At 73.5% G+C, this 12,017-nt stretch carries 13 protein-coding genes; 8 read left to right on the top strand and 5 right to left on the bottom strand.

The features are described from left to right. Positions 1–44 precede the first annotated feature (44 nt). Positions 45–1,577, top strand: a complete 1,533-nt coding sequence (locus AC3RJ9_RS11105) for a glycosyltransferase family 87 protein (RefSeq protein WP_206495802.1) — start codon at positions 45–47, stop codon at positions 1,575–1,577. Here the strand turns inward: AC3RJ9_RS11105 and AC3RJ9_RS11100 are convergent. Then, positions 1,568–1,900, bottom strand: coding sequence for a hypothetical protein (locus AC3RJ9_RS11100; RefSeq protein ID WP_230282499.1), 333 nt, complete (start codon positions 1,898–1,900; stop codon positions 1,568–1,570). The two genes, AC3RJ9_RS11105 and AC3RJ9_RS11100, sit on opposite strands and share 10 nt — an antisense overlap. 107 nt (positions 1,901–2,007) lie before the next feature. On the opposite strand from AC3RJ9_RS11100, the gene AC3RJ9_RS11095 reads away from it, so the two are divergent. After that, positions 2,008–3,483: a M18 family aminopeptidase gene (locus AC3RJ9_RS11095; protein WP_206495801.1), complete on the top strand. Its 1,476-nt coding sequence runs from the start codon at positions 2,008–2,010 to the stop codon at positions 3,481–3,483. A 49-nt stretch (positions 3,484–3,532) separates the two neighbouring features. Here AC3RJ9_RS11095 and AC3RJ9_RS11090 read toward each other — a convergent pair whose 3' ends face one another. Further along, positions 3,533–4,219: a hypothetical protein gene (locus AC3RJ9_RS11090; RefSeq protein ID WP_206495800.1), complete on the bottom strand. Its 687-nt coding sequence runs from the start codon at positions 4,217–4,219 to the stop codon at positions 3,533–3,535. A 260-nt stretch (positions 4,220–4,479) separates the two neighbouring features. Between AC3RJ9_RS11090 and rpsF the strand changes: the two genes are divergently transcribed. From rpsF to AC3RJ9_RS11065, 5 genes are all read left to right on the top strand, one after another. Then, on the top strand, positions 4,480–4,785 hold the full coding sequence (gene rpsF, locus AC3RJ9_RS11085) for a 30S ribosomal protein S6 (protein WP_002857790.1): 306 nt from the start codon (positions 4,480–4,482) through the stop codon (positions 4,783–4,785). Between the two features lie 132 nt (positions 4,786–4,917). Beyond that, complete coding sequence (locus AC3RJ9_RS11080) at positions 4,918–5,517, top strand: single-stranded DNA-binding protein (protein WP_049145057.1); 600 nt, start codon at positions 4,918–4,920, stop codon at positions 5,515–5,517. A gap of 232 nt (positions 5,518–5,749) precedes the next feature. After that, positions 5,750–5,989, top strand: a complete 240-nt coding sequence (gene rpsR / locus AC3RJ9_RS11075) for a 30S ribosomal protein S18 (protein WP_002857788.1) — start codon at positions 5,750–5,752, stop codon at positions 5,987–5,989. 28 nt (positions 5,990–6,017) lie between these two features. Further along, entirely contained in the window at positions 6,018–6,479 is a 462-nt protein-coding gene (gene rplI, locus AC3RJ9_RS11070) for a 50S ribosomal protein L9 (RefSeq protein ID WP_002857787.1), read from the top strand. Positions 6,480–6,582: 103 nt separating this feature from the next. Further along, a complete protein-coding gene (locus AC3RJ9_RS11065; protein ID WP_239074468.1) occupies positions 6,583–7,806 on the top strand; it encodes an MFS transporter in 1,224 nt (407 codons plus the stop codon). A gap of 40 nt (positions 7,807–7,846) precedes the next feature. Here AC3RJ9_RS11065 and AC3RJ9_RS11060 read toward each other — a convergent pair whose 3' ends face one another. Both AC3RJ9_RS11060 and AC3RJ9_RS11055 read right to left on the bottom strand, forming a co-directional pair. After that, the gene (locus AC3RJ9_RS11060; RefSeq protein ID WP_206495799.1) at positions 7,847–8,962 is read right to left on the bottom strand and encodes a succinylglutamate desuccinylase/aspartoacylase family protein; all 1,116 of its coding nucleotides are present in this window, start codon (positions 8,960–8,962) and stop codon (positions 7,847–7,849) included. Next, positions 8,959–9,489: an ATP-dependent zinc protease family protein gene (locus AC3RJ9_RS11055; RefSeq protein ID WP_101965686.1), complete on the bottom strand. Its 531-nt coding sequence runs from the start codon at positions 9,487–9,489 to the stop codon at positions 8,959–8,961. Before AC3RJ9_RS11055 ends, AC3RJ9_RS11060 begins: the two co-directional genes overlap by 4 nt. 27 nt (positions 9,490–9,516) lie before the next feature. On the opposite strand from AC3RJ9_RS11055, the gene rimK reads away from it, so the two are divergent. After that, the gene (rimK, locus tag AC3RJ9_RS11050; protein ID WP_152744243.1) at positions 9,517–10,752 is read left to right on the top strand and encodes a 30S ribosomal protein S6--L-glutamate ligase; all 1,236 of its coding nucleotides are present in this window, start codon (positions 9,517–9,519) and stop codon (positions 10,750–10,752) included. A gap of 15 nt (positions 10,753–10,767) precedes the next feature. Here the strand turns inward: rimK and AC3RJ9_RS11045 are convergent, their stop codons facing one another. Continuing rightward, entirely contained in the window at positions 10,768–11,994 is a 1,227-nt protein-coding gene (locus AC3RJ9_RS11045; RefSeq protein WP_069941711.1) for an acyl-CoA dehydrogenase family protein, read from the bottom strand. Positions 11,995–12,017: the final 23 nt, after the last annotated feature.

Raw genomic sequence — 12,017 nt, 5'->3', positions numbered from 1 at the left:
GGCCCCGCCCGTCCGGTGTCCGGGCGGCTTCCTAGGATGGGGGCATGAGACCGGCCCCCGCGCACGCCGCGACCCCCAGCGAGCCGCCCACTCACGCCGCGGACGGCGCCCCGAGCGACGCCGTGACCGCCCCGGGCGCCCCCGCCGGGCGTTCCGCTGACAGCGCACCGTCCGGGGCCCTGCCCGCCCCCGGTGAGCGCGGCGGCCGCTTCCAGCTCGCCGGCGGCCTCGCGGCGAACGGCCCCGGACGGGGGACCGGCTCCTGGGCCGGGCCCGTGGCGCTGACGGCGCTGCTGGTGGCTCTGGCCGCCGTCGTGACCGTGCTGCAGAAGTCGCCGTGCCTGCTGCACGGCTGGGGCGCCCCGGACGTCTACTACGCGGGCTGCTACTCGGACTGGGCCGCGCTCTACGGCGGGCGCGGGTTCGCGGCGGACCCGTGGGCGCCGTTCCGGGCGGGCTCCACGTTCGAGTACCCCGTGCTGATGTCCGTCGTGGGCTCGGTGGCGGCCTGGATCACGCAGGCGCTGCCGTTCTCGCCGGAGCAGGGCACGGTGGTGTTCTGGCTCGTGAACTTCGGGTTCGTGGTGGTGCTGTGGGCCGTCGTCGCGGTGCTGACCGTCCGGATGGCGGGGCGTCGGTGGATGGACGGGCTCATGGTGGCCGTGGCCCCGGGGATCGTGCTGGCCGGCACCATCAACTGGGACCTGTGGGCCGTGGCCCTGCTGGCGTGCGGCATGTACGCGTGGTCGCGCGGCCGGTCCCTGACGGCGGGGGTGCTGTTCGGCCTCGGCGCGGCCATGAAGCTGTATCCGCTGCTGATCCTGGGGCCGCTGCTGATCCTGGCGGTGCGCTCGCGGCGGTGGCGGCCGTTCCTGCTCGCGGCCGGGGGCACGGTGGCGGCGTGGGCGGCGGTCAACGTGCCGCTCATGGTCGTGAACTTCCAGGCGTGGTCCGTGTTCTTCACCTTCTCCGGCGAGCGCGGGCCGGGCCTGTCCAGCGTGTGGCACGCGTGGGACGTGACCGCCGCGCAGGCCGGGTGGGCGTTCGTGCCGGAGGACTCCCTGACCCTGCTGGCCTACGGCACCTTCGCGGTGTGCTGCCTCGGGATCTTCGTGCTCGGCGTGCGGGTGCGGCACACCCCGCGGCTGGCCCAGCTGACGTTCCTGGTGGTGGCGGCGTTCGTGCTCACCAACAAGGTGTACTCACCGCAGTTCGTGGTCTGGCTGATCCCGCTCCTGGCGCTCGCCCTGCCGCGCTGGCGGGACTTCTGGGTGTGGCAGACGGTGGAGGCGCTGCACTTCTTCGCCGTGTGGATGTACCTGGCCAAGGGGGTGGCCGAGACCCCGCCGCAGCACTCCATGGACGACTCCGTCTACGTGGCCGCGATCCTCGCCCACATGCTCGCGGTGCTGTGGCTGTGCGGGCGCGTCGTGTGGGAGATGCTGCACCCGGCCGAGGACCTCGTGAAGCGCGACCACGGCGGCCACCCGGACACCGACCCGCTCGCCGGCGCGTACGCCGCGGACGCCGGCCCGGCCCGGGGTCGCTCAGACCGGCCGGCCGCGGTTCAGGCGTAGTCCCAGCGGTGGATCGGGCAGTCCGGGGACGACGGCGGCGCGCTCGTCCCCGCCTCGGCGGCGCCGTCCTCGCGGGGCGGCGGCGGACAGACGCACTGCGCCCCGGAGGCGGCCGTGGCCGCCTTCATCTGCTCGCGCCAGATCACGTGGGGGTCGGTGGCCGGGTCCGCGGCCGGGCCACGGTGCGCCGGACGCGCGGCGCCGTCGTCGTGGGCGGGGGTGCGGGCCGCGTCCCCGTCCCGGGTGAAGCCCATCCGCACGATGGCCCAGCCGCCCACGGTCCACGCCACCAGGAGGAAGACCCCCACGGCGACGGCGATCATGATGTCCACGGCGGGCTCCTCCTGCGCTGACGGGGCGGGCGATGCAGCGGGCCCGCCTCCGGGCCAGGGTAGCCGGACGGGGTGACGGGGCGCGGTACGGTCGGGGCATGACCCCCGTGACCCGTGACACCGTCGCCGAGATGCCCGCCCACCTGCGGGACCTGGCCGAGTTCGTGACCGCCTCGCCCTCCAGCTACCACGCCGCGGAGGAGGTCGCACGCCGTCTGGAGGCCGTCGGCTTCACCCGGCTGGACGAGACGGTCGACTTCCCGTCGGCCCCGGGCGGCTATGTGGTGGTGCGCGACGGCGCGGCGGTGGCCTGGATCGTGCCGACGGGCGCCGGGGCGCTGGGCCGGGCCGCGGGCGCTGAGCCGCGCGTGGCCGGGCCGGACGAGGCGGGGCAGAGCGCCGGCGTCGTGCCGGTGTTCCGCGTGCTCGGCGCACACACGGACTCGCCGGGGTTCAAGCTCAAGCCGAACCCGGCCACCGTGACGGCCGACGGCTGGGTGCAGGCCGGCGTCGAGGTGTACGGCGGCCCGCTGCTGAACTCGTGGCTGGACCGTGAGCTGCGGTTCGCCGGGCGTCTCGCCCTCGACGACGGCACGCAGGTGCTCGCCGCGACCGGGCCCGTGGGGCGCATCCCGCAGCTGGCCATCCACCTGGACCGCGAGGTCAACGAGGGGCTGACGCTGAAGCGGCAGCGGCACACGAACCCCGTCGTGGGGGCGCTCGCCCCGCGCGGCGAGGGCGAGGTCGACGGTCTGGCCGCCCGCGTGCCCGGTGACGTGCTGACCGCGCTCGCGGCCGCCGCCGGCGTGGACCCGGCCGCGGTGCGCGGGCACGACGTCGTGGTGGCCGACGCCCAGGCGCCCGGACTCTTCGGGCTGGCGGGCGAGTTCTTCGCGTCGGGCCGGCTGGACAACCTGAGCTCGGTGCACGCGGGCCTCGTGGCGCTCGAGGAGCTGGCGCGCGAGCACGGTGGCGCCGAGGGGGCGATCGCGTACGAGGGGACCGTCGCGGGCGGGGTGGCCGGTGAGGCGGCCGGCGCCCCGGTGATCCCGCTGCTCGCCGCGTTCGACCACGAGGAGCTGGGGTCGGCGTCGCGGTCCGGGGCGGCCGGGCCGCTGCTCGAGGAGGTCATGGGGCGCGTGCTCGAGGCGCTCGGCGTGGCCGGGCAGGGCCGGGCGCGGGCGATCGCGGGGTCCTGGCTGCTGTCCGCGGACGCCGGCCACCTGGTGCACCCGAACTACGCCGAGCGGCACGATCCCGTGAACCACCCGCGCGTGAACCACGGCCCGCTGCTGAAGATCAACGCCAACCAGCGCTACGCCACCGACGCGGGGGGAGAGGCCGCGTTCGCCCGTTGGTGCGGCGTGGCGGGGGTGCCGTTCCAGGAGTTCGTCTCCCACAACGACGTCCCCTGCGGCTCCACCATCGGCCCGATCTCGGCGACCCGCCTGGGCATCCGGACCGTGGACGTGGGCCTGGGCCTGCTGTCCATGCACTCGGCGCGCGAGATGTGCGGCGTGCGGGACGTGGAGCACCTGACGGCGGCCGTGCGGGAGTTCTTCCGCGGAGTGTGAGGCGCGGCGGGGGATGACGGCCGCCACGAACGGCGTGCGCGGGGCTGCGTCAGCCGGCGGGGCGGGGGGTCAGCCTTACATAGGTGCCGACATTGTCCAAGGTCATGCCGTTCACGACGGCGGAGGCACGGCCGTTGACCATCACGCCGGTGAGGGTCGTGCTGCAGTTGCTGTACCACCCGATGCTCGGCAGGGTGATGGTGCCTGAGACGGGGGCGGGTACCGGGGGGGAGAGCTTGCTGACGTAGCGGTAGTACTGGATTCCATTGTTGGTGTACACGGCCGGCGTGGTGCCGGAGACCTCACGGGTGGGGGCGCTCCAGGACGGTGTAGCGCTGCTCCAGGTGAAGGTGGTGGGGTTCCTCCCAGTCTCCATCGCATCCACCATGTCCTTCTGCACCAGGACGGAGGCGGTCACATTCGTCACCGTGGAGCCGGCTTGCACATTGACGATCCGGTAGTAGGTATTGACGTTGTCCGTAGTGACGCTCAAGCGGGTCGGATTCGTGAGCAGGGTCGAGGCGCAGGGCGACACCTCCGGCTCGGTCCAGGGCACCCCGGGGGCGAGGGTCAGCTGGAACACGCGGTCGATCCGCGGGGGAGGGCTGGCCGCCTCGGCGGGGGCAGCGGCGGCGGCGACGACGGTCGGCACCGCCCACGCGAGGCTGCTGGCGACTCGGCGGCGGGAGGGGGCGGACCGGGGCAGCGTGGGCGCTGCCGGCGTGGACTCTGACATGGGATGCTCCGAAACGTGAGAGGGGTGTGACACAGGATGTGTGTCCTCCTTCCAAGGTACGTCGTCGTCGACCGAGGGCAAGCCCCGGCCACCCCACGGCCCCCTAGGGGTGGCACCTCATCTGCGGAGGCGCAGTGCTGGTATTCTTGACGGGATCCCCTGCGTGCCGCCGAAGAGTGCGGATGCATGCGTAAGGGGAGAACGCAGAACCTCCTGCCGCGGAGAGACCGCGGCCGCAAGCCCAGAGGAGGTGGGTTCGCATGCGTGCTTATGAGCTGATGGTGCTGATCGACCCTGAGGTCGACGAGCGCACCGTGGAGCCGACCCTGAAGAAGTACCTCGAGGTCGTCACGAACGCCGGCGGCACCGTCGACAACATCGACGTGTGGGGTCGCCGCAAGACCGCCTACGAGATCCAGAAGAAGTCCGAGGCCATCTACGTGGTCGTCAACTTCCAGTCGGAGCCGGCCGCCACCCAGGAGCTGGACCGTCTGCTGAACCTCAACGAGACGATCCTGCGCACCAAGATCATCCGTCCGGAGGAGCAGAAGATCACCGCTGAGTGATCCTCGTACCGTGTCCGGAGGGTCTGAGAGCATCGGATCAGTCCCCGACGCCCCCACCGGAACCCCGCTGAGCAGTCCCGGATCCCCGGATCCGGTCACTGACCGGCAGAACCCCCGAAGACAGGAGTGACCATGGCAGGCGAGACCGTCATCACCGTGGTCGGCAACCTCACCGCCGACCCAGAGCTGCGCTTCACCCCGAACGGCGCGGCCGTCGCGAACTTCACCGTCGCGTCCACGCCCCGCACGTTCGACCGCCAGACCAACGAGTGGAAGGACGGCGAAGCGCTGTTCCTGCGCTGCTCGGTCTGGCGCGAGGCCGCGGAGAACGTGGCGGAGTCGCTGACCAAGGGCATGCGCGTGATCGTGCAGGGCCGCCTCAGGGCGCGCTCCTACGACGACCGGGACGGCAACCGTCGCACCAGCTGGGAGCTGGACGTGGACGAGGTCGGCCCGGCGCTGCGGTTCGCCACGGCCAAGGTCACCCGCGCCCAGCGCGGCGGTGGCGGCGGCGGTGGCTTCGGCGGCGGTCAGCAGGGGGGCGGCTTCGGCGGCGCCCCGGCCGGCGGCGGCTTCGGGGGGAACAGCGACGGCGGCTTCGGCGGCGCCCAGCAGGGCGGCGGCTGGGGCGGCCAGCAGCAGGGCGGCGGCCAGGCCGCACCGCAGGACCCCTGGTCCGGCGGCGGTGGCGGCGGATGGGACACCCCGTCCTCCAACGAGCCCCCGTTCTGATCCTGCACTGACCGGGCGCGGCCCCCACGGCCGCGACGGACACGGAACACCACGGACCTCTCCGTCCGGGCGCACCTCGCCCGGAGGGCCGCCCCCCGGTGGCCCATCCCACCCGCGACCCGGCACCGCCGGGCCGCACTGCACACGGCCCCGTGCCCGGCACGGGACGCCGCGTGATCCCATCCCGCAGAACCGTTCTGCGGGCTCCAGAGAACTCTGAAGGAGCACCACGATGGCGAAGGCTGAACTCCGCAAGCCCAAACCGAAGTCCAACCCGCTCAAGGCCGCCAAGATCACCGAGATCGACTACAAGGACGTGGCCCTGCTGCGCAAGTTCATCTCCGACCGCGGGAAGATCCGTGCCCGTCGCGTGACCGGCGTGACCGTCCAGGAGCAGCGCAAGATCGCCCAGGCCGTCAAGAACGCCCGCGAGGTGGCCCTGCTGCCCTACGCCGGCGCCGGCCGCGGCTGATCGAGCGAGCGAAGGAAGGAACACCCAGATGGCAAAGCTCATCCTGACCCAGGAAGTGGCCGGTCTCGGCACCTCCGGTGACGTGGTCGAGGTCAAGAACGGGTACGCCCGCAACTACCTGCTCCCGCGCGGTTTCGCCACCGTGTGGACCAAGGGCGGGGAGAAGCAGGTCGAGTCCCTGCAGAAGGCCCGCGCGGCCCGCGCCGTGGCGAACCTGGAGGACGCGCAGGCCCAGGCCGCGCAGCTCCAGTCCGCCACCGTGAAGCTCGAGCGCACCGCCGGTGCGGAGGGTCGCCTGTTCGGCGCCGTCCAGACCGCCGACGTCGCCGAGGCGATCGAGGCCGCCGGCCTCGGCTCCGTGGACAAGCGCTCGATCACCCTGCCGGCGCACATCAAGTCCGTGGGCAACCACGAGGCCCAGGTCCGCCTGCACGAGGACGTCATCGCGACCGTCCAGTTGCAGGTCGTGGCCGCCAAGGCCAAGAAGTGATCAACCGCTTCTGAGCCCGTCGCGCCCGCGACGCGCACCCGAGGCCCCGGTCCGCTCTTCACGAGCGGGCCGGGGCCTCGTGCCGTGGGGGAACATGGAGATCATGCCCTCCGCCCCACCGCCCTCCGACCCCGCCGGCTCGACGGCGGCCCCGCGCCCGCCCCTGTGGACGCGCCCGTTCATCCTCGTCAGCGCCACCTACCTGTTCGTGGCGATGATCTTCTACACGCTCATGACCGCGATGGCGCTCTACGCCGTCACGTCCTTCGGCGCGTCGGACGCGGAGGCCGGCGTCGTGGTGGGGGCGTTCGTGCTGGGCGCGGTCCTCACCCGCATGACGACGACGCCCGCCACCTTCGCGTGGGGGCGGCGGCGGGTCCTGCTCGTCGCCTTGGCCTGCTACGTCCTCACGACGGCGGCGTACCTCTGGGCGGACTCCCTGGCCACGCTGACCGCGGTCCGGCTGCTCAACGGCATGTGCTTCGGCGCGGCCGGCACCGTGCTGGCCACGGCCGTGCAGCGGATCGTCCCGCCCGTGCGCCGCTCCGAGGGCACCGGCTGGTTCTCCACGTCCATGACGCTCGCGGGCGCCGTCGGGCCGATGGTGGCGCTGCAGCTGAGCACGGCCCTCGGCTACGACGCCCTGTTCCGGGCGTGCATCGGCTTCACGGGCATGGCCCTGCTGATCGCCCTGTTCCTGCGCGTGCCCGAGCCGCCGCTGACGGGCCGGTTCCGGCTGCACCGGGCGGACGTGTTCTCCGCGGAGGTGGCGCCGGCGGCGGGCGTGGCCCTGGCCTCCGGGTTCATGTACGGCGGCATCCTCGCGTTCATGGCCACGTTCGCGCAGCAGCAGGGCTACCCGGCGATGGTGCCGAGCCTGTTCTTCCTGCTCTTCGCCGCGGGCACCATCGTGGGCCGCGCCGTCCTGGGTGTGCTGCACGACCGGCACGGGGACAACGCCGTCGTCTACCCGATCCTCGCGGGCATGGCCGTCTCCTACGCGGTGCTGGCGCTGTGGCGGGAGCCGGCGGGCATGCTCGTGGCCGGCGCCCTGCTGGGGCTGACCTACGGGCCCGTGGTGAGCGTGTTCCAGACCATCGCGATCAAGGTGGTCCGGCCCACCGAGATCGGCGTCGCCACGGGCACGTTCTTCCTGCTCCTGGACCTCGGCACCGGCCTCGGCCCCATGGTGCTCGGCGCGGTGGTGGCCGCCGTCGGGATCCCGGTGATGTACCTGCTCTCCGGCGGCGTCGGGGTGGCGCTGCTGCTCTACTACCGGCTCGTGCACGGCGGCCGGGCCATCGCCCGGCGCCCGTCCCCGGCCTGAGCGGGGCGGCTCCGGCGCGCGGCCAACGCCCCGCGGCTGCTCATGCGTCCCATCCTCCGATGTGCACGAGGGCGTCGCCGCGGTGCACCAGGGGTGCCTCGGTGCGGCCGATGACCACGCCGGTCAGCTCGGCCTTCACGTGCGCGAGGCGGCGGCCGAACGAGTTGTAGAGCGCGCCGATCCGGTCCCCGGCGCTCACGCGTTCGCCGAGGGAGACGTCCAGGTGCACGAGGCCGTCCGCGCGGGCGCGCACCCACGTGGACTGCCACACCAGGTAGGGGGCGTCCTGCTCACCGTCGACGACGTCGGGGTGCACGGCCTCGGTGTCCTCGCCGGTGGCGTCGGTCGCCTCGGGCACGTCCGTGGTCCGCTCCTCGGGGACCTCGCCGGGCAGCGGGCCTGGGGCGTCGACGACGGCGTCCGGCCCGGGCTCGGTGAGCCCGACGTCCGCGGGGTCCACCATGTCCAGGGCGGCGAGCACACGCAGGACCCCGTCCACGCCGGGGGCGATCGCGTACTCGTCGAACCGCCAGGCCTCGCCGGCCTCGTAGAGCAGCACACGCGCGCCGGTCTCGCGGGCCGCGGCGCGCAGGGAGCCGTCCCGCAGGCGGGCGTGGAAGAGCACGGGGGCGCCGAACGCCTCGGCGAGCGCGCGGGTCTGGGGGTCCTCCAGGTCGCACCGGATCTGCGGCAGGTTGGAGCGGCGGTCCGCGCCGGTGTGCAGGTCGATGCCCACGGTGCAGCGGCCGATCACCTCGGTCATCATCAGGTGCGCGATGCGCGATGCCAGGGAGCCCCGGGCGGAGCCGGGGAAGGAGCGGTTCAGGTCGCGGCGGTCCGGCAGGTAGCGGTCCCCGGCCATCACGCCGAGCACGTTGACGATGGGCACGGCCAGCAGGGTGCCGCGCAGGTGCGTGGGCTGCAGGCGCTCCAGGACGCGGCGGACGATCTCGACGCCGGCCACCTCGTCCCCGTGGATCGCGGCGGAGACCCACACGGTGGGCCCGTCCTCGCGGCCGTGCAGCACGTGCACGGGCAGGGTGACGTCCGCGCCCGTGACGAGCTGGGAGATCGGCAGGGACAGCTCGCGGCGGCGGCCGGCCGGCACCTCGACCCCGCCGAACGCGAAGGGGGCGCGGGCGGGGCGACGGCTCACGCGCGTCCCCGGTTCCGGCGGCGCACGCCGCGCGGCGGCTGTCCGCCCACGTACGAGGCGGCGGGGTCCACGAGGAGGCCGCCGGCGGCCAGCGCGGTGCGCCCCACGAGCATGCGGAAGCCCATCTCGTCCCGGTGGGTCAGGGTCACCTCCGCCTCGATCGTCCGGCCGGCCAGGGTCAGCGGCATCACGACGACGACGCGCTCCTGCGCCTCGCCGTTCGAGGAGCGGACCGTGCGCAGATCGGCCACCGGCAGCTCGGCCGTCCGCGCGTCCGCCGCCGAGGTCTGCCACGGGTGCACCTCGAACCGGACCCACGCGGCGCCGTCGCGGGTGAACCGCTCGATGCCGAAGGCGTGGAGCGCCGAGGTGCGGGCGCCGGTGTCGATCTTGGCCTTGATCCAGGGGGTGTGGGCGGCGGGCAGGCCGACCCATTCGCGCCAGCCCACCAGCCCCGGGCGAGCGGCGCCGTCGTCGGTGCAGGGCACGCCGTGGGGGGCCGGGGCCGTGTGCTTAGATTCAGACACGCCCCTCATCCTCCCAGGAAAGCGGTCATGAAGCTCGCCATCCTCTCCCGTTCCCTGCGCGCCTACTCGACGCAGCGCCTCAAGACCGCGGCGCTCGAGCGCGGCCACCAGGTGAAGGTCCTGGACACCCTGCGCTTCGGCATCGACCTCAGCTCGGACGAGCCCGATCTGATGTTCCGCGGCCGCCCCCTCTCCGGCTACGACGCCGTGCTGCCGCGCATCGGCAACTCGGTGACCTACTTCGGCACCGCCGTGGTGCGCCAGTTCGAGCAGATGGACGTCTACACGCCCAACACGGCCGCCGGGATCATGAACTCGCGGGACAAGCTGCGGGCCACGCAGATCCTCTCCCGCCACGAGATCGACATGCCCGCCACCGTGTTCGTGCGCAACCGCGGCGAGGTCTCCACGGCGATCGACATGGTGGGCGGGGCGCCCGTGGTGATCAAGCTGCTCGAGGGCACCCAGGGCATCGGGGTGATCCTGGCGCCGACCAAGAAGGTGGCCGAGGCGATCATCGAGACGCTGCACGGCACCAACCAGCAGGTGCTCATCCAGCGGTTCGTGGAGGAGTCCAAGGGCACGGACATCCGCGCGCTCGTGGTGGGGGACCGCGTGGTGGCCGCGATGCGCCGCCGGGCCCAGGGGGACGAGTTCCGCTCCAACGTGCACCGCGGCGGCACCGTGGAGCGCGTCGAGCTCTCGCCCGAGTACGCGGAGACCGCCGTGCGGGCGGCCCACATCATGGGCCTGCGCGTGGCCGGCGTGGACATGCTCGAGGGCGAGCACGGCCCGCTGGTCATGGAGGTGAACTCCTCCCCGGGGCTGCAGGGCATCGAGGCCGCCACGGACCTGGACGTGGCCGGCGCGATCATCGACTACGTCGCGGACCAGGCCGGCTTCCCGGACATCGACGTGCGCCAGCGCCTGGCCGTGTCCACCGGGTACGGGGTCGGTGAGATCACCGTGCACGCCGGCTCCGGCTGGGTGGGCCAGTCCATCGAGGACTCCGGGCTGCTGGCGAAGGACCTGCAGGTGCTCACCCTGCACCGCGGCACCTCCGTGTTCCCCAACCCCGCGGACAGCAAGGTCCTCGAGGAGGGCGACCGGCTGCTCTGCTTCGGCAAGACCGAGAACATGCGCGCCCTCATCCCCGCCCGCGCCCGCCGCCCCAAGCGCGTGCGGAAGCTGCCGGCCACCCCGATCCTCGCCTCCGTCGCCGAGGAGGCCCCGGCGCCCGAGGCGCCCGCCGACGACGCCTGAGCCCGGGCGCGAGGCTCAGCGGGCCGGGGCGAACGCGCCGATGCCCGTGAGGTGCCGGCCGAGCGTGAGCTGGTGGACCTCGTCCGTGCCCTCGTAGGTGCGCACGGACTCGAGGTTGTTCGCGTGCCGCAGCGGCGAGTGCTCCAGGGTGATGCCGTTGCCGCCGAGCATCTCGCGGGCCTCCCGCGCGATGCCGATGGCCACGCGGCAGTTGTCCAGCTTGCCCGCCGAGATCATGGCGGGGGTGAGCGGGCCGGCGTCCTTGGCGCGGCCGATCTGGTGCGCCAGCAGGTAGCCCTTGCCGATGGCCACGGCCATGTCCGAGAGCTTGGCCTGCGTCAGCTGGTGGGAGGCCAGCGGCACCCCGAACTGCTGCCGCTCCATCGCATAGTCGAGGACGGCGTCGAAGGAGTCGCGGGCCGCGCCCATCGCGCCCCAGATGATCCCGTAGCGGGCCTCGTTGAGGCACTGGAAGGGGCCCCTGAGCCCGACGGCGGAGTCGGCCGGCAGCATCGCGGAGGCGGGCAGACGCACGCCGTCGAGGTGGATCTCGCACTGCACCGAGGCCCGCATGGACAGCTTCTGGGTGATCGCCTCGGCACGGAAACCGGGGGTGTCCGTGGGGACCACGAAGCCGCGCACCCCGCGCCCGTCGCCGGGCTCGCCGGTCTGCGCCCAGATGATCGCGACGTCGGCCAGGGTGGCCAGCCCGATCCACCGCTTGACCCCGTCGAGCACCCAGTCGCCGCCGGGCTCCTGGCGGGCCGTCGTCGTCATGGAGGCCGGGTCCGAGCCGGCGCCCGGCTCGGTGAGGCCGAAGCAGCCGACCGCCTCGCCGGTGGTCATGCGCGGCAGCCACTGCGCCTTCTGCTCCTCGGAGCCGTGCTTGTGGATCGCGCCCATCGCGAGCGAGCCCTGCACGGAGACGAAGGTGCGCAGGCCGGAGTCGCCGGCCTCGAGCTCCTGGGCGGCGAGGCCGTACTCCACCGCCGAGCGGCCGGGCATGCCGTGGCCCTCGTAGGGCATGCCGAGCACGCCGAGGCGGCCCAGCTCGGGGACGATCTCGCGCGGGAACACGGCGTCGTCGTACCAGCGGGCGATGTGCGGGCGGATGTGCTCGTCCACGAAGCCGCGCACCTGCAGCGCGACGGCCTTCTCCTCGGCGGAGAACAGGGAGTCCAGGCCGACGACGTCGGCGCGGCCGAGGAACGAGTCGGCTTCGGCGTGGAACGGGGTGGTCATGGCGGGGGTCCTCTCTGCGGGGT

Source organism: Micrococcus sp. 63XJN7_6_ISO-PGPR-S23-444, from assembly GCF_058072765.1.
The sequence above is the reverse complement of the archived record's forward strand: the minus strand, read 5'-3'. Positions and strand labels throughout refer to the sequence as shown.

Coding starts and splice junctions, on each gene's coding strand:
- AC3RJ9_RS11080 (WP_049145057.1), top strand. CDS start 4,918: ATGGCAGGCGAGACCGTCATCACCGTGGTCGGCAACCTCACCGCCGAC.
- rpsF (WP_002857790.1), top strand. CDS start 4,480: ATGCGTGCTTATGAGCTGATGGTGCTGATCGACCCTGAGGTCGACGAG.
- rimK (WP_152744243.1), top strand. CDS start 9,517: ATGAAGCTCGCCATCCTCTCCCGTTCCCTGCGCGCCTACTCGACGCAG.
- rpsR (WP_002857788.1), top strand. CDS start 5,750: ATGGCGAAGGCTGAACTCCGCAAGCCCAAACCGAAGTCCAACCCGCTC.
- AC3RJ9_RS11065 (WP_239074468.1), top strand. CDS start 6,583: ATGCCCTCCGCCCCACCGCCCTCCGACCCCGCCGGCTCGACGGCGGCC.
- AC3RJ9_RS11045 (WP_069941711.1), bottom strand. CDS start 11,994: ATGACCACCCCGTTCCACGCCGAAGCCGACTCGTTCCTCGGCCGCGCC.
- AC3RJ9_RS11095 (WP_206495801.1), top strand. CDS start 2,008: ATGACCCCCGTGACCCGTGACACCGTCGCCGAGATGCCCGCCCACCTG.
- AC3RJ9_RS11100 (WP_230282499.1), bottom strand. CDS start 1,900: ATGATCGCCGTCGCCGTGGGGGTCTTCCTCCTGGTGGCGTGGACCGTG.
- AC3RJ9_RS11090 (WP_206495800.1), bottom strand. CDS start 4,219: ATGTCAGAGTCCACGCCGGCAGCGCCCACGCTGCCCCGGTCCGCCCCC.
- AC3RJ9_RS11105 (WP_206495802.1), top strand. CDS start 45: ATGAGACCGGCCCCCGCGCACGCCGCGACCCCCAGCGAGCCGCCCACT.
- rplI (WP_002857787.1), top strand. CDS start 6,018: ATGGCAAAGCTCATCCTGACCCAGGAAGTGGCCGGTCTCGGCACCTCC.